25 protein-coding genes are annotated in these 23896 nt (G+C 58.0%); 15 read left to right on the forward strand and 10 right to left on the reverse strand.

Translation table 11 applies throughout. The features are described 5' to 3' along the window. Nucleotides 1-10: 10 nt before the first annotated feature. The 3 genes from dusA to OE750_RS12930 form a co-directional block, all read right to left on the reverse strand. Nucleotides 11-1030, reverse strand: coding sequence for a tRNA dihydrouridine(20/20a) synthase DusA (gene dusA / locus OE750_RS12920; protein ID WP_263764662.1), 1020 nt, complete (start codon nt 1028-1030; stop codon nt 11-13). Between the two features lie 93 nt (nt 1031-1123). Continuing rightward, entirely contained in the window at nt 1124-2191 is a 1068-nt protein-coding gene (gene arsB, locus OE750_RS12925) for an ACR3 family arsenite efflux transporter (protein WP_263764663.1), read from the reverse strand. Nucleotides 2192-2232: 41 nt separating this feature from the next. Then, nucleotides 2233-2562, reverse strand: coding sequence for an ArsR/SmtB family transcription factor (locus OE750_RS12930; protein WP_263764664.1), 330 nt, complete (start codon nt 2560-2562; stop codon nt 2233-2235). Between the two features lie 103 nt (nt 2563-2665). Here OE750_RS12930 and OE750_RS12935 point away from each other — a divergent pair, with 103 nt between their 5' ends. Genes OE750_RS12935 through OE750_RS12950 form a run of 4 tightly spaced genes read left to right on the forward strand, consistent with a single transcriptional unit; the run spans nt 2666 to nt 5176 of the window. Further along, entirely contained in the window at nt 2666-2956 is a 291-nt protein-coding gene (locus OE750_RS12935; RefSeq protein ID WP_263764665.1) for an ArsR/SmtB family transcription factor, read from the forward strand. Continuing rightward, nucleotides 2953-4011, forward strand: coding sequence for a permease (locus OE750_RS12940; RefSeq protein ID WP_263764666.1), 1059 nt, complete (start codon nt 2953-2955; stop codon nt 4009-4011). The genes OE750_RS12935 and OE750_RS12940 overlap by 4 nt, the downstream gene beginning before the upstream one ends. An 11-nt stretch (nt 4012-4022) precedes the next feature. Next, nucleotides 4023-4259, forward strand: a complete 237-nt coding sequence (locus OE750_RS12945; protein WP_263764667.1) for a thioredoxin family protein — start codon at nt 4023-4025, stop codon at nt 4257-4259. Then, a complete protein-coding gene (locus OE750_RS12950; RefSeq protein WP_263764668.1) occupies nt 4256-5176 on the forward strand; it encodes an MBL fold metallo-hydrolase in 921 nt (306 codons plus the stop codon). Before OE750_RS12945 ends, OE750_RS12950 begins: the two co-directional genes overlap by 4 nt. 35 nt (nt 5177-5211) lie before the next feature. Here OE750_RS12950 and OE750_RS12955 read toward each other — a convergent pair whose 3' ends face one another. Further along, nucleotides 5212-6384 carry an amidohydrolase gene (locus tag OE750_RS12955; RefSeq protein ID WP_263764669.1) on the reverse strand — a complete coding sequence of 391 codons (1173 nt, stop codon included), beginning with the start codon at nt 6382-6384 and terminating at the stop codon, nt 5212-5214. Nucleotides 6385-6537: 153 nt separating this feature from the next. Between OE750_RS12955 and OE750_RS12960 the strand changes: the two genes are divergently transcribed. The 4 genes from OE750_RS12960 to OE750_RS12975 all read left to right on the forward strand — a co-directional run bounded on the left by OE750_RS12960 (nt 6538) and on the right by OE750_RS12975 (nt 9605). Next, a complete protein-coding gene (locus OE750_RS12960; RefSeq protein ID WP_263764670.1) occupies nt 6538-7746 on the forward strand; it encodes an NAD(P)/FAD-dependent oxidoreductase in 1209 nt (402 codons plus the stop codon). Nucleotides 7747-7779: 33 nt separating this feature from the next. Continuing rightward, complete coding sequence (locus OE750_RS12965) at nt 7780-8463, forward strand: 5-formyltetrahydrofolate cyclo-ligase (protein ID WP_263764672.1); 684 nt, start codon at nt 7780-7782, stop codon at nt 8461-8463. 122 nt (nt 8464-8585) lie between these two features. Then, nucleotides 8586-8891: a hypothetical protein gene (locus OE750_RS12970; protein WP_263764673.1), complete on the forward strand. Its 306-nt coding sequence runs from the start codon at nt 8586-8588 to the stop codon at nt 8889-8891. A 9-nt stretch (nt 8892-8900) separates the two neighbouring features. Further along, nucleotides 8901-9605, forward strand: a complete 705-nt coding sequence (locus OE750_RS12975; protein WP_263764675.1) for a helix-turn-helix transcriptional regulator — start codon at nt 8901-8903, stop codon at nt 9603-9605. Between the two features lie 359 nt (nt 9606-9964). Here the strand turns inward: OE750_RS12975 and hutH are convergent, their stop codons facing one another. The 4 genes from hutH to dctP form a co-directional block, all read right to left on the reverse strand. Next, on the reverse strand, nt 9965-11500 hold the full coding sequence (gene hutH, locus OE750_RS12980; RefSeq protein ID WP_263764676.1) for a histidine ammonia-lyase: 1536 nt from the start codon (nt 11498-11500) through the stop codon (nt 9965-9967). A gap of 63 nt (nt 11501-11563) precedes the next feature. After that, nucleotides 11564-12964 (reverse strand): TRAP transporter large permease, encoded by a 1401-nt coding sequence (locus tag OE750_RS12985; protein WP_263764678.1) that lies wholly within the window; start codon nt 12962-12964, stop codon nt 11564-11566. Then, nucleotides 12951-13595 (reverse strand): TRAP transporter small permease subunit, encoded by a 645-nt coding sequence (locus OE750_RS12990; protein ID WP_263764679.1) that lies wholly within the window; start codon nt 13593-13595, stop codon nt 12951-12953. Before OE750_RS12990 ends, OE750_RS12985 begins: the two co-directional genes overlap by 14 nt. A gap of 67 nt (nt 13596-13662) precedes the next feature. Continuing rightward, nucleotides 13663-14676, reverse strand: a complete 1014-nt coding sequence (dctP, locus tag OE750_RS12995; protein ID WP_263764680.1) for a TRAP transporter substrate-binding protein DctP — start codon at nt 14674-14676, stop codon at nt 13663-13665. 224 nt (nt 14677-14900) lie between these two features. On the opposite strand from dctP, the gene OE750_RS13000 reads away from it, so the two are divergent. After that, nucleotides 14901-15710: a division plane positioning ATPase MipZ gene (locus tag OE750_RS13000; protein WP_263764681.1), complete on the forward strand. Its 810-nt coding sequence runs from the start codon at nt 14901-14903 to the stop codon at nt 15708-15710. Then, the gene (locus OE750_RS13005) at nt 15711-16817 is read left to right on the forward strand and encodes a THUMP domain-containing class I SAM-dependent RNA methyltransferase (protein ID WP_263764682.1); all 1107 of its coding nucleotides are present in this window, start codon (nt 15711-15713) and stop codon (nt 16815-16817) included. Here OE750_RS13005 and OE750_RS13010 read toward each other — a convergent pair. Next, nucleotides 16783-17673 carry a DMT family transporter gene (locus OE750_RS13010; protein ID WP_263764683.1) on the reverse strand — a complete coding sequence of 297 codons (891 nt, stop codon included), beginning with the start codon at nt 17671-17673 and terminating at the stop codon, nt 16783-16785. The two genes, OE750_RS13005 and OE750_RS13010, sit on opposite strands and share 35 nt — an antisense overlap. After that, nucleotides 17670-18104 (reverse strand): MarR family winged helix-turn-helix transcriptional regulator, encoded by a 435-nt coding sequence (locus OE750_RS13015; RefSeq protein WP_263764684.1) that lies wholly within the window; start codon nt 18102-18104, stop codon nt 17670-17672. Before OE750_RS13015 ends, OE750_RS13010 begins: the two co-directional genes overlap by 4 nt. A gap of 73 nt (nt 18105-18177) precedes the next feature. Between OE750_RS13015 and hmgA the strand changes: the two genes are divergently transcribed. From hmgA to OE750_RS13040, 5 genes are all read left to right on the forward strand, one after another. Beyond that, nucleotides 18178-19539: a homogentisate 1,2-dioxygenase gene (gene hmgA, locus OE750_RS13020; RefSeq protein WP_263764685.1), complete on the forward strand. Its 1362-nt coding sequence runs from the start codon at nt 18178-18180 to the stop codon at nt 19537-19539. Between the two features lie 76 nt (nt 19540-19615). Further along, complete coding sequence (gene fahA / locus OE750_RS13025) at nt 19616-20872, forward strand: fumarylacetoacetase (RefSeq protein WP_263764686.1); 1257 nt, start codon at nt 19616-19618, stop codon at nt 20870-20872. A gap of 34 nt (nt 20873-20906) precedes the next feature. Next, nucleotides 20907-21857, forward strand: a complete 951-nt coding sequence (locus OE750_RS13030; RefSeq protein WP_263764687.1) for an MBL fold metallo-hydrolase — start codon at nt 20907-20909, stop codon at nt 21855-21857. Nucleotides 21858-21942: 85 nt separating this feature from the next. After that, on the forward strand, nt 21943-23568 hold the full coding sequence (locus OE750_RS13035) for an FAD-dependent oxidoreductase (RefSeq protein ID WP_263764688.1): 1626 nt from the start codon (nt 21943-21945) through the stop codon (nt 23566-23568). A gap of 5 nt (nt 23569-23573) precedes the next feature. Next, nucleotides 23574-23768: a DUF2783 domain-containing protein gene (locus tag OE750_RS13040; RefSeq protein WP_263764689.1), complete on the forward strand. Its 195-nt coding sequence runs from the start codon at nt 23574-23576 to the stop codon at nt 23766-23768. Nucleotides 23769-23896 lie beyond the last annotated feature (128 nt).

The following is a 23896-nucleotide window of genomic DNA, read 5'->3' on the forward strand; positions in this document are numbered from 1 at the left end:
GTCTTGGTCCTTATCCTTCGGCCTCAAACGCACCCTTGCGCGCCTCGCGCACCGCGTCCAGCGCTTCTTTCACAAGCGGCACGCCGGCCCCGGCTTTATGCGCCCCTTCCGACAGCACGCGCCGCCAAATGCGCGCACCCGGCTGGCCTGCGAAAAGGCCCAGCATATGGCGGCTGATCTGGCCGAGCTTCCCGCCGTCAGAAAGGTGCTCCTCGATATAAGGCATCATCTTTTCAGCCGCCTCATCAGGGTCATTCAGCGGGTTGTCGGCGCCGTAAATCCTCGTGTCCGCAGCCCCCAGAATATCCCATGGCTGATGGTAACCGGCACGCCCGATCATCACCCCGTCAAGACCGTTTGCCAGTTGCTCCAGCGCTTCATCCAGCGTGTTGACACCGCCGTTAACAGACAGATGCAAATGCGCAAAGTTTCGTTTCATTTCATAGACAAGCGGATAGTCAAGCGGCGGCACATCGCGGTTTTCCTTGGGCGAAAGCCCCTTCAACCAAGCCTTGCGCGCATGCACGGTAAAGCGCGAAACGCCCGACGCCGAGACTTTCTCCAGAAAATCCGGCAAAACATCCTGCGGCTCCTGATCATCGACACCAATACGGCACTTTACCGTCACTGGCACATCAACGGCTTCCCCCATCGCCGCGCAGCACTCGGCCACAAGCGCAGGCTCACGCATCAGCACGGCCCCGAATGTCCCCGATTGCACACGGTCCGACGGACAGCCCACATTGAGGTTGATTTCGTCATAGCCCGCTTCGGCCCCAAGCCGCGCCGCCTTGGCCAGCTCGTCGGGGTCAGACCCCCCAAGCTGCAAGGCCACAGGGTGTTCATCGGCGTGATATCTCAACAAATGCAATGCCTTACCGCGCACCAAAGCGGGCGATGTGACCATCTCTGTATAAAGAAGCGTGCGCCGCGACATAAGCCGATGAAAGAATCGACAGTGCCTGTCCGTCCAATCCATCATGGGCGCAACAGACAATCTCGCGGCCATGTCGACTGCGGTGTTGGGCATAGGTCTTCTCCTCAGGTCCGCGGGGCGGGTCTTGGCCCCTGTTTGCCATACCTCAGGCGCAGGAGAAACCGCAAACGCACCTGCTGCAAAGCCTTATGCAGCATGGTTATCAGAGGGAAACCAGTGTTGCGTGCGGTTGGCAAACGCCACCAGCGAGAGCATTACAGGCACCTCCACAAGCACCCCGACAACCGTTGCCAGCGCCGCACCCGAGCCAAGGCCAAAGAGACTGATGGCAACAGCAACCGCCAGTTCAAAAAAGTTTGACGTGCCGATAAGCGCACAGGGTGCAGCAACATTGAACGGGATTTTCCAGGCCCGCGCGGCAAAATAAGCCACAAAGAAGATGCCGTAGGACTGGATCAGCAAAGGGACCGCGATGAGCGCAATAACAAGCGGGCGCTCGAGAATAACCTCGCCTTGGAAGCCGAAAAGCAGCACGACCGTGACCAGCAAACCGAAAATAGAGAACGGCTGCACTCGAGCTTTGAACGCATCAACGGCAACTTCCCCGCCCTTTGTAACAAGGCTGTTGCGTGTGAAGTAGCCCGCCAGAAGGGGCAGCAAGACATAGAGCGCAACCGAAATAAGCAGCGTGTCCCACGGGACAATGATATCTGTCACGCCAAGCAGAAGCGCCACAATGGGCGCAAAGGCAAACACCATGATCACATCATTTACGCTCACCTGAACCAGCGTATAGGTCGCATCGCCACGTGTGAGGTTTGACCAGACAAAAACCATCGCCGTGCAAGGGGCCGCGCCAAGCAGGATCACCCCGGCCAGATAGGCCTGTGCATCGTCGGGCGGAATGAGGCCTGCAAAGACATACTCGAAGAACAACACCCCGAGTGCCGCCATTGTGAACGGCTTTATCAGCCAGTTCACCACCAGCGTCACGACCAGTCCTTTTGGCTTGTCGCCCACCTGCCGCAAAGCGCCAAAATCGACACCCACCATCATGGGGTAAACCATCGCCCAGATCAGCACCGCCACAGGCAGATTGACCGAAGCCACTTCAAGCGAGGCAAGAAACCCAAAAGCGCTTGGGAAAATGTTGCCCAACAAAAGGCCCGCGCCTATGGCAAGTGCGACCCAGACAGAGAGCCAGCGCTCAAAAGGCCCGAGGCCTGCGGCGGTGGGGAGAGATTCATCAGTCATGGCAGTCTTTCAACGTTGAGGGTTTGAGGCCGTTGGAAACATCAGGAACAGGAGAGCTTGCTGATAACCGGTTGGCAAAGTTCCGGGTGACCACCGCAGCAATCCTCCATCAGAAAGGCGAGCAACCCGCGCATTCCGTCCATATCTGCATAATAGCGGATACTGCGCCCTTCCCGCTTGCTGCGAATAAGGTCGGCGCGGGCAAGTATCGAAAGGTTGGCGGACATCGTGTTCTGCCGCACGTCAAGCGCCTCTCCTATATCACCTGCCGACATGCCTTCATCGCCTGCTTTGATCAGCAGACGGAACACATCAAGCCGCGTGGGCTGGCTAAGGGCGGCAAAGGCTGCAAGGGCGTGAGTTTTATCCATATATCACGAATTATGGATATTATGTCGCATGGTCAACCCGCTTGACCAAGATCAAGGTGCCGCTCGCAGCTTATGCGCATAAGCGCATTAAGAGAGGTACCACATGATTCTATCCGTTCTTTCCGCTTTGGCCGAGCCGACACGGCTTGCAGCCATCCGTTTGCTGGCAGACGGCAACGAGCACTGCATATGCGAGCTGATGCCCAAGCTCAACGCCACACAGAGCCGGATGTCCCGTCATATGCAAACCCTCAAACAAGCAGGTCTGGTGATAGACCGCCGCGATGCACAATGGGTGCGCTACAGGCTGAACCCTCACATGCCCCGGAATATCACAAGCGTCCTCAAAGCCGTGCTAGACGCCGAACCCGAACAGGAAAGATCAGCCGCATGACCGCCGAGACCCAAGACATCAAGCCAGATCAAGGGCACCCTGACTGGCACTGGTATGCTGGTGTTGCCGCCTTCGGCGCGGGCTGGCTGCTGCTTTATCGTCAGCTCATCCCGTTTTCGGAATGGGCCACCGCGCTCCTCCCTGTCGGTCGTCACAGCCACACAGGCGAGGCGATTGCCTTCTTCCTTTATGACGTGCCCAAGGTTCTCTTGCTGCTCACGCTCATCGTGTTCGTCACAGGTGTGTTGCGCAGCTGGTTCAGCCCCGAGAAAACCCGCGCGATCCTCTCTGGCAAGCGCGAAGTCATGGGCTACCCCCTCGCCGCAGCGCTCGGCGTGATGACACCTTTCTGCTCCTGCTCTTCCGTGCCTTTGTTCATCGGCTTCGTTTCGGCGGGCATCCCTCTGGGCGTGACTTTCTCTTTCCTCATCGCAGGTCCGATGGTCGGCCCTGTCGGCCTCGGCCTACTCTTCGGCCTTGTGGGGTGGAAAATCGCCGCAATCTATCTGGTCTTCGGCTTCACAATCTCGACACTTGCAGGTTGGGCCATGGGCAAAATGAATCTCGAGCGCTACCTGCAAGACTGGGTGCGCGAACTCAACGCCGGCGCAGCCCCCGGCCTTGAAGAAGAGCGCCTGACCATGGTGGACCGCATCAAGATCGGCATCGAGCAGGTTGCTGAAATCCTAGGTAAAGTCTGGATCTGGGTTGTGATCGGTATCGCCATCGGCGCGCTCATCCACGGCTATGTGCCCGAAGCCATGATGCTCAAAATCATGGGGGGCGAGGCGTGGTGGTCGGTTCCTGCTGCCGTGGCTGTCGGCATCCCCATGTATACCAACGCCGCAGGCGCAATCCCGATTGTCGAAGCCCTCTTGGGCAAAGGCGCAGCCCTTGGCACGACACTGGCCTTCATGATGTCGGTCATCGCACTCAGCCTGCCCGAAATGATCATCCTCAAACAGGTGCTCACCCTGCGCCTCATCGCGGTCTTTATCGCCGTTGTCGCCACAGGCATTCTTGCCACCGGCTTTTTGTTCAACGCTATCCTCTGAAGGAGAGAACCATGAAAACCGTCAAAGTCTACGGCCCCGGCTGCAAACGCTGTGAAACAACCGAGCAAATGGTAAAAGATGCCGCCGCCAAGCTCTCTGTCGATGTCACCGTCGAAAAAGTCACCGACCAGCGCGAAATCGCAATGGCAGGGATCATGTCCACTCCAGGCATCAGCATTGATGGCAAACTGGTGCACGCAGGTGGCTTGCCCGACACGGCCAAGCTCGATGAATGGCTTTCTGCATGAGAGGGCTGTTTGTAACAACGGCACTCGCAACCGCCTGCCTCGCCCCCTCACACCTCATCGCGCAAGCGCTTGAGGTCCAGCCCGTAACCGATGGCATCTGGGCCATCGTCGGTGAAAAAGAGCAGCGCAGCCCCGAAAACCTTGCCAACAACGCCACCTTCGGGCTGATCGTCACCCCCGAAGGCGCGGTACTGGTTGATCCGGGTGGCTCTTGGAAAGGTGCGAAGGCTCTGCATGAAGCCGTCAAATCCGTCACCGATTCCGAGATCAAATATGTGATCAACACAGGCGGACAAGATCATCGCTGGCTCGGCAACGGCTACTGGCAAACGCAGGGCGCCGAAGTCATCGCCTCCGCCGCCGCCGTTGCCGACCAAGAGGCGCGCGGTTCCATGCAGATGTCAGGACTGTCCCAGCTTATCGGAGCGGCCCTTGAGGGAACCGAGCGCAGCACCGCCAACACGCAGTTTGACACGCGCCATACGCTTGAACTTGGCGGGCTGAACATCGAGATCATCCATGTAGGCCCCGCCCACACACCGGGCGACAGCTTTGTCTGGGTCGCCGAAAAAGAGACGGTCTTTACAGGCGATATCGTCTATGTCGAGCGCATCCTTGGCGTGGGCGACCAAAGTTCCATAGCAGAATGGCCTGCAAGCTTTGAGGCTTTCGCAGCCCTTGAGCCTGCCCATGTTGTTCCGGGCCACGGCCACGCCACAACGCTCGCGCAGGCCAAGCGCGACACCTATGATTACCTGATGAATCTGCGCACAGAGATTGCTGCCTTGATCGACGACGGAGGCGATATCATGGCCGCACCGCAAGTTGATCAATCTGCCTTCAGCTATCTCGAACAGTTCGAAAGCCTCGCTGGCCGCAACGCCCAAACCGCCTTTCAGCAGATGGAATGGGAATAGCTGGTCCCCAAGGCGAGGCTTTGTGTGATCAACCGTCAGTTCTTAAAACACAGCCCGCGCAGGAGCTGGATAAACACCCGCGCGCCTGTCTCGATCAGGCTGTCGGGGAAGTCATAATCAGGGTTGTGCAAGCTCGGGCTGTCCGTGCCCGAGCCAAGCAAAAACATCGCCGACCTGGCACAGCCCCCGAAATCCTCTGATGCGCGCATCGGCAAAGCCCACTCCTCAATCGGCACTGCCGCCTTCTCGAGCGCATCCACCAAAAGCGCGGTGGCCTCGGGGTCGTTCTCGCAATGGTGAAACACATCCTCATAGCTGGTCTCGTGCCCGAGCCTGCCCGCTTTGGCCGCCGCGGCAACAGCCGCTTCCGCTGACGCCACCAAAGCCTCCATCGTAGCGTCCTTTTGCGTGCGCAATGTCACCCATATCTCGCCATATCCGGGCGCCACGCCAAAGGCCGGTTCCCCGAGGCGGGCGTGTGTCACCGTCGCCAGCGAAAAGGCAGGGTCCGTCACATCTCCGCCCGTCCCGAGGCGCGGCAACTGCTCCAGAAGCTGTGCCAAAGCCTGCGCTGGCGATACTCCGTTTTCAGGCTCCGAAGCATGTGATGTGCGCCCGTGAAGCTTTGCCTTCATACCGCGCGAGGCGCAATTCATCGGCCCAGCCGCCAAGGCCGCATGACCCAGAGGCAAGCCCGGAAAGTTGTGCAATGCAAAGGCATAATCAGGCGCAAGCCCTTCAAAGCGAGGATCATCCAGCACCTTCTGCGCGCCCGATCCGTCCTCCTCGGCGGGTTGGAACAGCAAGATAACCCGCCCCCGCTCGGGCCGCATCCGGCCCAGCCAGCCCGCAACAGCCGCCAGAATTGCCATATGCCCGTCGTGGCCGCAAAGATGGCCTTTGCCCGCGATGGTCGATTTATACGCAGGCGCGCCAACCTCCTCGATCGGCAGGGCATCGAGCTCACACCTGAGCATAACGGTCGGCCCCGGCGCACCGCTGTCATAGACCGCCGCAACCCCGTGTCCACCCAGCCCCGGGACAACCTCATCAGGCTTTGAAGGCTTCAGCATGTTCAAAACCCGCGCCGCCGTTTCGGCCTCTTCCCCCGAAACCTCAGGATACATATGCAGCTCGCGCCGCCATTCGATAAGCTGTGTCAGCTCATGGTTGCTCAAAACGGGCGTTGCTTGAATGCCTTGGCTCATGTGTCTCTCCACGCTCAAATCCTGCGATTTTCACGCCCGACAATGACAGCGCATTGAAAGAAGGGCAAACCCTGTCGCACAAGATGTTCACAGAGCTTGCACCTGCCAAAAAATCTGCCAATCTCAAAACTCAAACACCAATCAGGACATACGATGAGCGCACAATCTCCCAAAAACAGCAGCTACGACATCGTCATCATCGGCGGCGGCATCATGGGGGCTTCGACAGCCTGCTTTTTGAGCCAGAACAAAGACTTCAACGGAAAAGTCCTTGTGGTTGAGCGCGACCCCACCTACGAGTTCGCTTCCACCTCGCACACCAATTCCTGCATGCGCCAGCAGTTCTCGACCGCGCTCAATGTGCGCATCTCTCAGTTTGCAGCGGACTATGTGAAAAACCTCGGCCGGCACCTCTGCGACAGCCGCGTGCCCCAGCTCGCCATCCAGAATTTCGGCTACATGTATCTCGCCGATACCGAGGCCCGCGCCGATGTGCTGCGCGCCAACCACAAAATCCAGCACAGCGCAGGCGCAGCCACACAGCTCATGACCGCAGACGAGATCGCTGCCGCCTACCCGTTCTACGCGCTTGATGACATTCTGCTCGGCTCCATAAACACCGTCGATGAAGGTTTCTTTGATGGTCAGGCCGTGTTTGACTGGCAGCGCCGCATCAGCCGCGAAGCAGGTGTTGAGTATATCTCGAACGAAGTGGTCACCCTCACCAAAAACGCGGCAGGCAACCGCATTGAAAGCGTCACACTGGCCTCGGGCGAAACGGTCGCTTGCGGCCAGATCGTCAACGCCACAGGCCCCCGCGCGGCCCGGACAGCCGCCATGGCAGGCATCGCCCTACCCGTCGAGCCCCGCAAGCGCTTCACCTGGGTCTTTGCCGCCGCCACACCGCTTGATCGCCCGCTGCCCCTGACGATTGATCCCTCAGGCGTGCATGTGCGCGAAGTGAGCGGCGGAACCTATATGGCAGGCGCCCACACCGAGGAAGACCCCGCCGTCGCCTATGATGATTTCACTATGGATCACAGCCTTTGGGAGGATCACGTCTGGCCCACGATCGCCACGCGCATTCCGCAGTTCGAGGCGATCAAAGTCATCACCGAATGGGCAGGCCACTACGCCTACAATACGCTTGATCAAAACGCCGTCACAGGCCCGCACCCCGAAGTCGGTAATTTCCTGTTTCTCAACGGGTTCTCAGGTCACGGCTTGCAACAATCTCCGGCCATGGGCCGCGGCACAGCCGAATGGCTCACCTATGGCGCATACCGCAGCCTTGATCTCTCCGCCTTCCACTACGAGCGCATCCTTGCAAACGAGCCGATCCTGGAACGCGCCGTGATCTAGCTGAAAGACGCGCGCCTTCAGAAGGGAGCCAATATGAGCGACAAAGACGACAAAATCTCCAAAAGCGGCTCCTACGCCTCCCCGCCCTGTCTGGCCCACGAGATTGACCCCGCCTATTTTGACCCCCTCGCCGTCACACCGGAGCAGGCCCGCGATGTGCAACGCTGGCGCAAAGCCAAACGCGAAGCCCTGCGAAGCGCGCGCAAGGCCTTAAGCGTGGCAGAACACACTTCTGTGTCCGCAAAACTTTCGGCAAAGCTCGAGGCCGTCTTGCAAGATAGGTTTAATGGCGCGCGCGGGCAAACCCTTTCAATGTATTGGCCCATAAAAGGCGAGCCCGATCTGCGCCCGCTGATGGAAAGACTGCACCACGCAGGCGTCATCATCGCGCTGCCGCTGGTCGAGGTAAAAGCAGCGCCACTGGTGTTCCGCCGCTGGACACCCGACACCAAAATGGTGCGCGGCGATTGGAACATCCCCGTGCCCCCCGCCGACGCAGAACAACTCACGCCCGACATATCCCTCGCGCCGCTGGTGGGCTGGGACAACGCAAATTACCGCCTCGGCTACGGCGGCGGATACTTTGACCGCACATTGGCAGCCCTCGCCCCCTCGCCCTACAAGATAGGTGTCGGGTATAGCTCGGCCCAACTGCCGACAATCTACCCGCAACCACATGACATCCCGATGGACCTGATCATCACCGCCGCACCATAGGGGAAAGCGCCCACAGCGCCTGCCCCAATGGACAACAGCTTGTGAGCATAGATCAACTGACATAGGTTGGCAGTTGGGTTGCGTTAAGTCTGATTTCGTCAACATAGTTAAGGAGACGAGACGTGACAAAACATGCAATCGAAACAGTAACTTTCAAGTTGGTCGACGGCATTAGCCGTGAAGCTATTGCCAAGGATGCCGAAGCCATTACCGACTTCGCCCGCAAGCAGGCAGGCTTTATCTCGCGTCGCTTGTCGTGCAGCGACGATGGGCTTTGGATCGAGCATATCGAATGGGAAACGCTTGACGCGGCCAAAGCGGCGGCAGCTCAAATCGGAAAAGAGCCAACCCTTGCGACATGTATGAAAGCCATCGACGGGCCAAGCGTTGTCTTGCATCATACCACCCTTGAGATCAGCGTGAACTAAGGGGGCAAAATGCGTCGGAGCGACCGTCTTTCAGTGATCATTGAGATTGTTCAGGATGGTCGCTTGCACCTTGCCCGTAACATTGCTCACAGCTTGGAGGTCTCGGTGCGCACGATCTATCGGGATTTCGACACACTTGTAGCCTCAGGTATCCCGATAGAAGGTGAGCGCGGCGTGGGATACATGCTGCGCGAGCCTGTGTTCTTACCTCCGATGAACCTTTCCTTGACAGAATTGGAGGCCTTGCATCTGGGGATGGCTATCGTGTCGGAAGCCGCCGACGCCGAACTACAGACGGCAGCGGCCTCTCTCACCTCGAAAGTCAACAAAGTAGCCACAGCAAACGGCACAGTTCCAAAAAGTTGGGGCTTTGGGGTCTATCCCTTCGCGCAGGCAAAAATCGGCTTTGCGCATATGCCACGCATCCGCACGGCGATCCGTAACAATGAAAAGCTAGAAATTACGTATCAGTCCTTGGGTGACCAATCATCTACTAGAGTGGTTTGGCCATTGCAAAATGCTTATTGGGGCCGTGTCTGGACCATGACGTGCTGGTGTGAAAAGCGAGACGACTTCAGATCGTTCAGGATAGATCGCATCACCGATTGCCGTCGCACTGGCAGCTTCTTTGATGATGAGGGCGGCAAACTATTTGCGAGATACCTCGACAAAGTGAATGTTGAATTGACACAAAAGACCCAAGGACAGTCGTGAGCCGTCCAGCGCTTTGTTCCAGATCGGTCATTAACGCAGCCGCAGCCAAAGCCCATTTCGTCCAGCATTTTTCCCTTTCAGCTTGGACACTTTGAACGGCGGGAATTGAATTATACCGGTGCCTCCATGACACCCTATTTAGCCAGAAACTCAAACGATCTGGCACCCTCGCGTCGGGTGCGCATCCGCTGCGCACCAAGACTTTTCACACGGCGCAGCGCACGCCACGTTAACCACATTTCCCTAACAGAAATTAACGATTGGGCGGTGCACGCATGGTGCACGGGGTGTGCACGCCTTTCACCCCCCTGTTTTCGGGCCAATCAGGCGTGTTAACCACCCCGTACGGTGGTCACTTTCTAGCCCAGTTCAGGCAGCTTGGCTTCTGCCGCGCGGGTCACGTCGCCATCTCGCACCAGAGCTGCCGCATTGGCCAGATCATCGGCCATATAGCGGTCATCCCCCAAGGTGGCGATACTCTCGCGCAGCCGTGAAATGACGCTTTGAAGCGGCCCGCTTGTCGCCAGAGGCGCGCGAAATTCAACACCCTGCGCCGCGCAAAGCAGCTCGACCCCGAGGATGTTTTCCAAATTCCGCACCATCTGCATCAAGCGCCGCGCGCCATGCGCGGCCATGCTCACATGGTCCTCCTGATTGGCCGATGTCGGTGTGCTGTCTGTCACCGTTGGGTTAGCCAAGTGCTTATTTTCACTCATCAAAGCAGCCGTGGTCACTTCGGCAATCATCAGCCCCGAGTTCAGTCCGGGATTGGGCGTGAGGAACGGCGGCAAATCAAAGCTCAAAGTCGGGTCCACCATCAGCGCCACCCGCCGCTGCGCAATCGCACCAATTTCAGAGAGCGCCAGCGCGATCATATCAGCCGCAAAGCCCACAGGCTCGGCATGGAAGTTACCACCCGAAACGATCAGCCCCGCCTCGGTCAAAACAAGCGGGTTATCTGTCGCCGCATTGGCCTCGATAATCAATGTGCTGGCAGCCTGTCGCATTACGTCCATAGCCGCGCCTGTCACCTGCGGCTGGCAACGGATGCAATAAGGATCCTGCACCCGCGTATCCCCCTCGCGATGGCTCTCGCGAATCTCGGATCCGTCCAGCAAATCACGCATCACAGCGGCCGCTTCAATCTGCCCCGCGTGGCCTCTAAGTGTATGAATTTCGGGCTGTAATGGCGCCGTGGAGCCCATAATCGCATCGGTCGAAAGCGCCGAGACAACAAGTGCCGTCTGCGCCGCGCGCCAGCCCTCAAACAGGCCTGCAAGCGCGTAGGCCGTGGAGAATTGCGTGCCGTTGATACAGGCCAAACCCTCTTTCGGACCTAGCTGCACAGGAGTTAACCCTGCCTTGGCCAGAGCCGCGGACGCGGGCATCAAAGCCCCCTGAAAGCGCGCCTTACCCTCGCCCATCATTGCCGCCGCCATATGTGCCAAGGGCGCCAGATCGCCAGATGCCCCGACAGAGCCTTGTGCAGGCACCTCAGGTGTCACACCTTCGCGCAACATACCCTCTAGAAGCGCCACAAGCTCCCACCTCACACCAGATGCCCCACGCCCGAACGAGAGCAGCTTGAGTGTCATCATCAGCCGCACATGCGCTTCGGGCATCGCATCTCCCACACCGCAGCAATGGCTCAGGATCAGGTTGCGCTGAAGCTGCGCTGTGTCCTTGGGCGCAACTTTCACACTCGCCAGTTTGCCAAAGCCCGTGTTCACACCATAGACCGCCTCACTGCCGGCCGCCGCCTCGGCAATACGGCTCGCCGCAAGTTCCACAGCAGGTTTGCAGGCAGGGTCGAGCGTGGCTGCAAGCCCCTCGCGGTAAATGCGTTCAAGCTGAGCAAGGCTCACCTTCATAGGTGTCAAAACAAGCGTGGTCATGGCAGTCCCTCCCGTTAATCTCGAGAGTGAATTACCGACTTAATAATAATATGTCCATACATATTAAGCGAGCGATGGCAACCAAAGCACAATCGCCGGAAAGGCAACCAGCCCCGCAATGGTAAAGGCATCCGCAATGAAGAAAGGTGTAACCCCCTTAAACACATCCTGCACCGTGAGGTCGTCACGCACGCCTGCCACAACAAAACAGTTAAGCCCAATCGGCGGTGTGATCAGACAGAACTCAGCCATTTTCACCACCAAAATTCCGAACCAGATCGCGCACATTTCACCCGACATGCCAAATGCACTGTCTGCCGCGGCAACAGTCTCACCGCCGTTCAGCGCCATGACCGCAGGGTATACAACAGGCAAAGTCAGCAAGAGCATCCCGATCGCGTCCATGAACATGCCAAGCACCGCATAGGCCAGCAGAATGCATATCAGGATCACCATAGGCGACATTTGCAGCGAGGTGATCCAATCGGAAAACGCGGCTGGCAGCTCGGCAAATCCAAGGAAGCGCACATAGATCAGCACTCCCCAGATGATCGTGAAAATCATCACTGTCAGCTTGGCTGTCTCCAACAGCGCGGCCTTAAGCTCGGCCCAGCGCATCCCGCGATAGAGCGCCATTAGAAAGACGATGAACGCCCCAAGCGCCCCGCCCTCTGTGGGTGTGCCCCAAGCCTTCTCACCGAACGGGTTGTAAACAAAGCAGATGATGATGAAGATCACCGCAAAAATAGGCAGAGCCGCAGGCAGGCTCTCGAAGCGCTGCCGCCAGGTGAAACCTGTCACAGGCGGCCCGACGTTCTTGAACACAAGCGCAATGCCGATGATAATCAGCGCATAAACGACGGCCGAAAACGCCCCCGGAATAAAGCCAGCGAGCAGAAGCTTACCCACATCCTGTTCCACAATAATGGCATAGATCACCAGAATAGCTGATGGCGGAATAAGGCTCGCCAGTGTCCCGCCCGCCGCCACGACCCCCGCAGCAAACTGCTTATTATAGCCGATCTTGAGCATCTCGGGGATAGCAATACGCGCAAATACAGCCGCCGTAGCGACGCTTGCGCCTGAAACAGCCGCAAAGCCTGCTGTGGCAAACACCGTGCTCACAGCCAAGCCACCCGGAACCCAGGCAATCCAACGCTTCGCCGCTTCAAACAGCGCGCGCGTCAGGCCCGCGTAATATGCAAGATACCCGATCAGGATAAACGTGGGGATCAAGCTCAACTCGTGGCTCGCCACTTTGGAGTGCGGAACCTGTCCTGCCGTTTTGGCGGCCACCGTAAGGGCCCAGCCGATATCTTCGGGGTCAAACCCCTTCTTTGACCAGAAAATGAGGAACAACCCGACAAGCCCTGCCAAAGCGGCAGCAAAGGCCACCCGCATTCCCAGAACGACAAGGACAAGCAACCCACCCGTGACCCAGAGGCCAATATCAATCGGCTCCATTGCGGCCTCCCTCTTCCATCAGTCTCGCTTCGGCAGCGGCCACTTCGGCGGCACTCAGCACCAGAGGAACGGCCGCAGGGGCCTCGTCTCCGCGCACAAAGGCGCGGCCATACCCGTAGATCTGGATCAGCAACCGCAGTGCCAACACGCCCAGTGCCACAGGCACAACCAGTTTTGCAGGCCAGATCGGCAGACCGATATCAATCGTTGAATCGCGGCTCCACATCCGTGCATCAAAATCAAACGAGCGCTGAAAATGTGCCCAACTGCCCCAAACCAACAGCACAACCAGAGCAAAGATCATCAACACCGAGATCAGTTCAAACAGCCAGATAGCCCGTCCGCCAAGACGGCTTACCAGAATATCCATCCTGATATGCGTGCCATCGCGTTGCGCATAGGAGACTGCCAGAATGGCAATCACAGGCATAAGCTGCATAATCCAGTCAACATACCCCGACAGCGGCGCATTCAGCGTCAGACGCCCGCCAACCGAGCGCACAGCTAGAAGCATCAGCGAGAAAATCGCCAAGCCCGCCACAAGCGCCATAAACTGCTCAAGTTTCAGAAGCCCCCTATCAGCACGACTGAGCCATGAGTCGTCCTCCAGGACGGGTGATGCACCTGCCATGTGTTTTGCCTTTTGCTATAAATGTTCGGGGCGCACCCTTTGGCGCGCCCCGTTGATATGTGGATGATCAGTTGCTCATCCGCGCTTTTTCAAGCGAGCTTACAACAAGGTCGTAAAGCTCCTGCGCCGGCAAGCCTTGCGCGCTCATATCGGCAATCCACTGATCACGGATTGGATCGGCAGCCACTTTGCGGAACTCGGCCAGTTGCTCTTCGCTGATCTCGACTTTGGTGACATTCTTTTCGACAAGAATTTCATCCCACTTCTTCAAGAGCTCACCATAGTTGGCAAGATAGTGGTCAATGGCCTCGGGAATCGAGCTGTCCAGCGCTTCACGCTCCGCATCTGTGAGAGCGTCATAAGCATCTGTATTCACCACAACAGGGCAATTCACCGTGCCGGGGTTCAGGTTAGCTGTCCACCATGTCGCCTCGTTGATCGTACCAAAACTGAGGTGCGCGTGCTGAGCAAAAGCCACTGTGTCAACAACACCTGATTGCATCGCCTGAAAGGCTTCAGCCGACGTAACAGATGTCGGCACAGCACCCACAGCTCTAAACGCATCACCGATCCCACCTGTGGCCCGCACGCGCATCCCGTTAAATTCGGAAAGCTCGTCACGCGGCTCGCCTGTGCCAACAATGTTATACTGTGGCATGGGAGAGGTCATGATGATCTTGGCATTCCACTGCGCCATTTCCTCGATCACAGCAGGATTCTCGTACACTGCGTGGCTCACCGCGACCTCTTCCTTCAGCGTGTTCACACCAAGGAAAGGCAGCTCCAGAACGGTAATCGCTCGGTTCTTGTCGCTGTGATAGCCCGCACAAAACTGCGCCATCTCGAATGCGCCAATGGCGATCCCGTCAAGGTTTTCGGTGTTCTTTGAAAGGCCACCATAGCTCACATTCATCGTAAACTCGCCGCCTGTCTTCTCAGACACAAGCTCGGCCAGCTTCTCGATGTGCTCGGTAAAGGCACGGCGTTTGCCCCAGACCGATACATTCCATTCCGTGGCCGCAGCCTCGGTGGCAAAGCTCAACGCAACGGCTGTCGCCGCCAGTTTTGCAACTGTGTTCATGGTAGTCCTCCCTGATTGCAGCCCTGTTTAACGGGCTATCATTTGGAAAGTTAGCGCCATCCCCTAAAGATGCCAAGCCCTCACGTCAGTTTGTAACTATTTGCGCGAGCGTAAGTTGCCCTCGATACCGTGTGTTTCTTACGCTTCCCCTTTGCGCTTGCAGCACATATAAACGCGGGAACAGACAAAAGCGCAGCGCGCCAAGACTTTAAGGGGCAAGAGCCATGGCTCACATCATCGTCGTCGGCAATGAAAAAGGTGGCGCAGGAAAATCCACCGTTTCGATGCACATTGCAACCGCACTCTCGCGGCTGGGGCACAAAACCTCGGTGCTCGACCTTGACCTGCGCCAAAAGACAATCGGCCGCTATCTCGAAAACCGCCTCGCCTTCTGCGCCAAGGCGGGTCTTGATTTGCCCACGCCCGATTATCACGAACTCCCGGAAATCGACAAATCAACGCTGAAACCAGGCGAAAATATCTATGATCACCGCCTCTCGGCCGCCGTGGCCACGCTTGAGTCCGACAATGATTTCATCCTGATCGACTGCCCCGGCTCTCATACCCGCTTGAGCCAGGTGGCACATTCGCTCGCCGATACGTTGGTGACTCCCCTCAATGACAGCTTTATCGACTTTGATCTGCTGGCTCATATTGATGATGAAGGCGAGAAAATCATTGGCCCGTCGGTCTATTCCGAGATGGTCTGGTCGGCCCGCCAGCTTCGCGCTCAAGCCGGCCTCAAGCCAATCGACTGGGTCGTCATGCGCAACCGCCTCGGTGCTCAACGCATGGTCAACAAAGAGAAAATGGAGCGCGCCGTGGACAACCTCGCAAAGCGCATCGGCTTCCGTGTAGCACCGGGCTTCAACGAACGGGTCATCTTTCGAGAACTCTTCCCGCGTGGCCTGACCCTGCTTGATCTGAAGGATGTGGGAGTGCAAAAGCTCAACATCTCCAACATCGCCGCTCGCCAAGAGCTGCGCGAGATGATGAAATCGCTCAAGCTTCCAAATGTCAGCGTCGACTTCTAAGTGAGCGCACCTCTTGATATATTCCTGATCTGCCCTCCCGGGCTTGAAAAAGCTCTCGCCGCCGAAGCGGCCGGGCACGGCTTTGCCCCTGCCCGCGCTGTTGCGGGTGGCGTTGAGGTTACAGGCGACTGGCCCGAGGTCTGGCGCGCCAATCTCATGCTACGCGGCGCGGTTCGTGTGCTCGTGCGCATAGGCTCTTTTCGGGCCTTTCACCTCGCCCAGCTTGATAAACGCGCACGCAAGTTTCCATGGAGTGACATTCTGCGCCCCGATGTGCCGATACGCGTTGAAGTTACAACCAACAAGCGCTCCAAGATCTATCACGCAGGCGCCGCCGCGCAGCGCATCGAAACCGCAATCAAGGAAACCCTCGGCGCGCCTGTCTCGCCCGAGGCCGCGCTTACGCTCAAGGCGCGCTTCGATGACAACCTCGTCACCTTCAGCCTCGATAGCTCGGGGGAAAGCCTGCACAAGCGCGGCTTCAAGGAGGCCGTCAACAAAGCCCCCATGCGTGAAACTTTAGCTGTCCTCTTCCTGCGCGAAGCGGGCTATTCAGGCACAGAGCCTGTGCTTGATCCGATGTGCGGCTCCGGCACCTTCCCCATCGAGGCTGCCGAAATCGCCATGGGCCTCGCCCCCGGCCGAGCGCGCAGCTTCGCGTTTGAAAGCCTCGCCAGCTATGACGCCGAGGCGTGGAACACCATGCGCAGCTCAGTCAAGCCTCGCACCACAGATCAACACTTCTACGGCTCCGACCGCGACCAAGGCGCAATCGCAATGAGCGCCCGCAACGCCGAGGCGGCGGGCGTCTCCGCCCATACCACTTTCACCTGCACGTCGATATCCGACCTGAAGCGCCCCGATGGCCCCGCTGGACTCGTGATCGTTAACCCGCCCTACGGCGGGCGCATCGGCAACAAAAAGCCCCTTTTCGCGCTGCACGCCTCGCTCGGAACCAAGCTGAAATCCGAGTTCAAAGGCTGGCGCGTTGCCATCATCACCACAGAGGCCTCGCTCGCCAAAGCCACGGGCCTCAATCTTACCGCTGGCCCCTACGTGCCCCACGGCGGCCTCAAAGTGCGGCTCTATCAATCGGGCCAGTTTTAGTCCGCTTGCGCATCAAGACCACTAGGTTGGACACTCCCAGCGCACTGATCACAACCGCGCCCCCGATCAGCGCATAAACCCCCGGATCTTCGCCCAGCGCGAACCAAACGAGCAAGGGCGCCAACACAGACTCCAGCAAGATCAGCAAAGCCACTTCCGCCGATGGAATATACCGCGGCCCCAGCGCCAGACCGACAGAGCTGATGGCGATGAAAAGGCCGTGCAGCGCAACAAGATAATACTGCGCTTGCCCAAGCTGGAACGGCTGCACAAACGGCCAAAGGCAAACCGCGCATAATAGATAAGCCACAGGCAACATCGGAACCATCGAAACCGAGCGCACCTTGCGCGCTGCCGTGAGCGCCACAGCAAAAACAAACGACACAGCAATAGCAAACAAATCCCCCGTCAGGCTTGCCCCCTCTGTTTCTCCAGAGCCATAGGCGATAATTCCCAGACCCGCAAAAACCGCGACCATCGTCAGGCTCATCCGCGCGCTGATCGCTTCCCCAAGAAAAACACGGCTCAGGATCGCGGCAAAAACAGGCATGGAAGCGATGATAAACACCACATTGGCCACGCTTGTGTGGCTCACGGCAAGGGTAAACAAAATCCCCGTCCCGCTCATCGCAAACAGGTACACATAGGCATAAGGCCCGCCCCGCAAAGCCGCTGTCACAGAGCGAGCCCCCGAACGCGCCAGCACAAAGACAAGCACCAAGGCTCCTGTGCTCAAACCCCGCCAAAACGATATCTCCAAAGGCGGCACATCAATCAGCCTGATAAACAAACTATCAGGCACAACAAACAACACACCCATCATCGTGATGAGCAACCCTTTGAGCTGATCACTCATAGCTTGGCCAGATGATGCAAGAGCTTGCGCAACACTGCGACATCGTCAGGCGAAAACGCCTCCGCAAGCTTCGCATCATAGTCCATAGCAACACCGCGTAGCTCGATATAAGCCGCCCGCCCCGCAGCCGTAAGCTCCAGCGCCTCAAGCCGCCTGTCTCCCGCGTCCCGCTCGCGGGTGAGAAAGCGCCGCTCCTCAAGCCGTGCCACAGCACGGCTGATCTTGGTCTTGTGCATCTTGGAGCGCTCACAGATTTCCTTGGCGCTCATCCGCCCGTATATCCCGAGGTGAAACAGCACCCGCCACTCCGTGCGCAGCATCCCATAGCGGGCCTTGTATATATTCTGAAAGGAAAGGCTGCTTTCCTCTGCCGCCTGATTGAGCAGGTAGGGCAGGAAATCCTGCAAGTCAAAGTCATCTTTTTTGGTCATGGCACCTCTCCCTCTGTTGTTAGTTACAAAATCAACTGTTAATTACGCAACCAAATTCGACAGGAGACGCGCTATGAACAAACAAACCTCCCCCAAGGGCTTTACGCAAGCCCCCTCAGAAAGCGGCACACATGCGGGCTATATGCCCGGCTTTGGCAATGATTTCGAGACAGAAGCTCTGCCCGGTGCCCTGCCGCAAGGCATGAACTCCCCGCAGAAATGCAACTACGGCCTTTATGGCGAGCAACTCTCCGGCACGGCCTTCACAGCGCCAAGCCATCAGAACGAGCGCACATGGTGTTACCGCATCCGCCCAAGCGTAAAGCACTCACACCGCTACGAAAAAATTGATCTGCCCTATTGGAAGTCGGCTCCGCATGTGGACCCCGATGTCATATCCTTGGGCCAATACCGCTGGGATCCTGTGGCCCATACTGGCGACAAATTCACATGGCTCACAGGCATGCGCACCATGACAACGGCGGGTGATGTGAACACCCAAGTCGGCATGGCGTCGCACATCTATCTCGTCACCGAAAGCATGGTGGATGAATATTTCTACTCGGCTGATTCCGAGCTGCTCATCGTCCCTCAAGAAGGCCGCCTGAGATTCGCGACAGAACTCGGCATCATCGACCTCGCTCCGCAGGAAATAGCGATCATCCCTCGTGGCCTCCTCTACCGTGTCGAAGTTCTCGAAGGCCCTGCGCGCGGTTTTGTCTGCGAAAACTACGGTCAGAAGTTCGAGCTGCCGGGCCGTGGCCCCATCGGCGCAAACTGCATGGCCAACCGCCGTGATTTCAAAACACCTGTCGCCGCTTTTGAAGACCGCGACGCCCCCTCTACCGTCACAATCAAATGGTGTGGCCAGTTCCACGAAACCAAAATTGGCCACAGCCCGCTGGACGTTGTCGCATGGCATGGCAACTACGCCCCCGTGAAATACGACTTGAGCACATATTGCCCCGTCGGCTCGATCCTGTTTGATCACCCCGACCCCAGCATCTTCACCGTGCTCACCGCCCCCTCGGGTCAGGCTGGCACGGCGAATATCGACTTCGTTCTCTTCCGCGAGCGCTGGATGGTGGCCGAAGATACCTTCCGCCCTCCATGGTATCACAAGAACATCATGTCCGAGCTCATGGGCAACATCTACGGCCAGTATGACGCCAAGCCAAAAGGCTTCGTCCCGGGCGGCATGTCCCTGCACAACATGATGCTGCCCCACGGCCCCGATAAAAACGCCTTCGAGGGGGCATCCAATGCTGACCTGAAGGCCGAAAAGCTCGACAACACCATGAGCTTCATGTTCGAAACCCGCTTCCCGCAGCACCTCACCGGCTTTGCGGCCAACGAGGCTCCGTTACAGGACGACTATATCGACTGCTGGACAGACATCGAAAAGAAATTCGATGGCACCCCAGGCAAGAAATAGCGCACGGCATATACGCCCGACTTTCAATACCGTAGGGTGTGCCCTCTGGCGCACCCCACAAACCAAGGACATCTAAATGACATTGCTCAAATCATGGGTCACCTCGGCCAACACAGCCGATGCCCCTTTCCCGCTCAACAATCTGCCCTACGGCGTCTTTTCCACAGCCGATAAAGACCCGCGCTGTGGCGTGGCGATTGGCGATATGATCCTCGATCTGGCGGCAGCCGAAGAAGCGGGTCTCATCACCCTCACAGAAACACCACTCTTTGATGTGCCGTTCTGGAACGAGGTGATGGAAGAAGGCCCCGAGCTTTGGGCCGCCCTGCGCGCGCGCCTCACAGAGCTTCTCGCCGAAGGCTCCGCCGACAAAACCGAGCTTGAAGCCATGCTCACCGCGCAGTCAGACGCCGACATGCACTTGCCGTTCCTCGTCAGTGAGTTCACAGATTTCTACGCGTCCAAAAATCACGCCACCAACGTCGGAACCATGTTTCGCGGCTCCCAGAACGCTCTGCCGCCCAATTGGCTGCACATTCCTATCGGTTACAACGGCCGCGCCTCCTCGGTAGTGGTGTCAGGCACCGATGTGCGTCGCCCCTGGGGCCAACTCAAAGGGCCGAATGATGATACCCCCCGCTGGGCGCCCTCCGCGCGCTTTGATCTGGAGCTTGAGATGGGTGCCATCGTCGGCACACCGTCAGACGGCCCCGTGACGGTGGCAGAAGCCGACGAAATGATCTTCGGCTACGTGCTGCTCAATGACTGGTCAGCACGCGACATTCAGGCATGGGAATACCAGCCGCTCGGCCCGTTTCAGGCCAAGGCGACAGCCACAAGCATCAGCCCGTGGATTGTCACAAAAGCCGCGCTTGAGCCTTTCCGCGTGGATACACCCAAGCGCGAAAAAGAGCTTCTCCCGCACCTCAAAGACTGTGGCCCTATGCTTTACGACATCGACCTGTCGGTGACGCTGGCACCCGAGGGCAAAGCCGCAAGCACCATCGCCACGACCAACTACAAAGAGATGTATTACTCCTCCGCCCAGCAGCTTGCCCATCACACAACATCAGGCTGCCCGATGAACCCCGGTGATCTCTTGGGGTCAGGCACAATCTCTGGCCCCGAAAAGCACCAGCGCGGCGCACTTCTTGAGTTGAGTTGGGGCGGAGAAGAACCGATCACGCTTGAAACAGGCGAAGAGCGTTCCTTCCTCGAAGACGGCGACACGCTGACCCTGCATGGCGCAGCCAAAGGCCAAGGCTACACCATCGGCTTTGGCGAATGTGCAGGCAAGCTCCTGCCCGCCCTCAAAGACCCCTACAAGCGCTAAACCCTGCGAACAGATTTGAGAAAAGGAAACAGAAATGTCCAAGAAATTTGCCTCACAAGGCGACATGACCGAAAAAGAAATCTCCTTCACAGAGGTCGGCGAAGGCCTCTGGGCTTTCACAGCCGAGGGTGACCCGAACTCGGGTGTCATCATCGGTGACGAGAGCGTCATGATCGTTGAAGCACAAGCGACCCCCCGTCTCGCCAACAAGGTGATCGAGAAGGTCCGCACCGTCACAGACAAACCCATCAGCCACCTTGTGCTCACGCACTACCACGCGGTTCGTGTGCTTGGCGCCTCGGCCTATGGCGCACCACAGGTCATCATGTCCGATGTGGCCCGCTCCATGGTTGTTGAACGGGGCCAGGAAGATTGGGACAGCGAATTCCAACGCTTCCCGCGCCTCTTTGAAGGCCACGAAAGCATCCCCGGTCTCACCTACCCGACCACAACATTCTCCGACAGCATGACAGTCTATCTCGGCAACCGCCGCGTCGATATCATGCACCTTGGCCGCGCCCATACGGCCGGCGATGCCGTCATCCATGTGCCCGACCAGAACGTCATGTTCACGGGTGATATCGTTGAATACCACTCCGCCTGCTATTGTGGCGATGGTCACTTCTCCGATTGGGGCAACACACTCGACAACATCGCATGGTTTGATGTCGATGCCATCGCACCGGGCCGTGGTGACGCTCTTGTCGGCAAAGAAATGGTGAATGCCGCGATTGAAAGCACCCGTGATTTCGTCGACAGCACCTACCGCCCCGTGGCCCGTGTCGCCGCAGGCGGCGGCTCGCTCAAAGACGCATGGGATGCCTGCCGCGCCGAATGTGACCCGAAGTTCGCCGATTACGCGATCTATGAGCACTGCCTGCCCTTCAACGTGGCCCGCGCTTACGACGAAGCCCGCGGCCTCGACCATCCGCGCATCTGGACCGACCAGCGCGATATCGAAATGTGGGAACAGCTGCAAAGCTGATGCCCTTGCGACCAGCCGCGCCGTATACCGCGCGGCTGGTCGCACTTAAAAAACGCGCGCCCCCATGTCACAGGAGGACACTGACATGTTTGATGACCGTTACACACTCGCCTACAAGCTTTACCCCTATAAGCGCCATGCCGACCAAGACCAAAAGGCCCCCGTGCGCCACCCTGTCGTGGTTATGGGCGGTGGCCCAATTGGTGTTGCCACCGCGCTTGATCTCGGCCAGCAAGGCATCCCCGTTGTGGTGCTCGATGACCATGAAGGTGTGGGCATGGGCTCGCGCGCAATCTGTTTTGCGAAACGCTGCCTCGAAATTGCCGACCGCTACGGCGCAGGCAAACCCATGGTTGAAAAAGGCGTGGTCTGGAACCTCGGCAAAGTCTTTCACAAAGACGATAAAGTGTTTGAGTTCAACCTCCTGCCAGAAGAGGGCCACGAGTTCCCCGCGTTCATCAACCTCCAGCAGCCTTACTTTGAAAGTTTCATGATCGAACGTCTGTTCGAGATGCAGAAAGCAGGTGCGCCTGTTGAAATCCGCGGCAAAAACCGCGTCGATAATGTGATTGTCAAAGACGACCACGTTGTGCTTGAAATCATGACGCCCGATGGCCCCTACACGATGGAAGCCGACTGGCTCATCGGCTGCGACGGTGCAAGCTCGCCGCTACGTGAGATGCTCGGCCATGACTTCTCCGGTAAAGTCTTCAAGGACAGCTTCCTCATTGCCGACATCAAGATGCTCAATGACAACTTCCCGACAGAACGCTGGTTCTGGTTCGAGCCAAGCCATGGTTCAGGCGCATCAACACTGCTTCACAGACAGCCCGATGATGTCTGGCGCGTCGATTTCCAGATCGGCTGGGATGTCGACCGCAAGGAAGAGATGAAAGAAGAAAACATCCGCCGCCGTCTTGATGCCTTCCTTGGCGAAGGCGTCGAATACGAGATGGTTTGGTCCTCGATCTACACGTTCCAATGCAAGCGCATGGAAAAATTCCGCCACGGCCACGTGCTGTTCGCAGGAGATGCCGCGCATCAGGTTTCTCCCTTCGGCGCACGCGGCGCGAATTCAGGAATGCAGGATGTCGACAACCTCGGCTGGAAGCTCGGCATGGTCATCAACGGTCAAGCACCCGAAAACTTGCTCGACAGCTACAATATGGAGCGTGTCCACGGCGCCGATGAGAACATCCTCAACTCAACCCGCGCCACCGACTTCATCACGCCGAAAAGCGAGACAAGCCACATCTTCCGCAACGCTGTGCTCGAGCTCTCCGAGCACTACCCGTTCGCGCGTCCGCTGGTCAACTCGGGCCGGCTCTCTGTGCCCTGCGTCTATGACGGCTCGCCACTCAACTCAGCCGATGGCCTCAGCGATGGCCCCGAGCGCACACGCCCCGGCGCACCCTGCCCCGATGCACCGCTGGGCGCAGAGTTCCTGCTGCCCAAACTCGGCGGAAAATTCACTCTGCTGACAATCAATGCAGAGGCGCCAGACAGCTTCGAGGAAAGCGGGATCACCGTGGAACGCCTCGCGCTCTCCACATCCGATGACAAAACCGGCGCTCTGACCGAGCGCTATCTGGGGGAGGCAAAATCAGCGGTCTACCTCATTCGCCCCGACCAGCACGTCGCCGCGCGCCGTGACAGCTTTGATGAAAACCTTTTCCGCACAGCCCTGCGCCGCGCGACAGGCAAGGAGTAATCCCGATGAGCACATTGACCCTCACCCCCAATATCGCCAACGGTGACGATTTCTATGCAGAATTGCTCGACGCCCACGAAGGCCTCAGCAAAGAAGAAAGCGACAGCTACAACGCGCGGCTCATTCTTGTTCTGGCCAACCATATCGGCGACCGTGACGTGCTGTCCGAGGCCATCACCGCAGCCAAACGCAAAGGCTGAAGACACACATCAGGTTTTGCGCTTTGGCTTCGCCAAATCGCTCACAGGGGGGGGGGGGCGGCAAACGCCCCCCCCCCCCCCCCCACAAAAAAAAAAAAAAAAAGTATAACGGGGGGTTTTTAATAAAA

This window comes from Lentibacter sp. XHP0401 (assembly GCF_025751535.1).
Classification (GTDB): domain Bacteria; phylum Pseudomonadota; class Alphaproteobacteria; order Rhodobacterales; family Rhodobacteraceae; genus Lentibacter.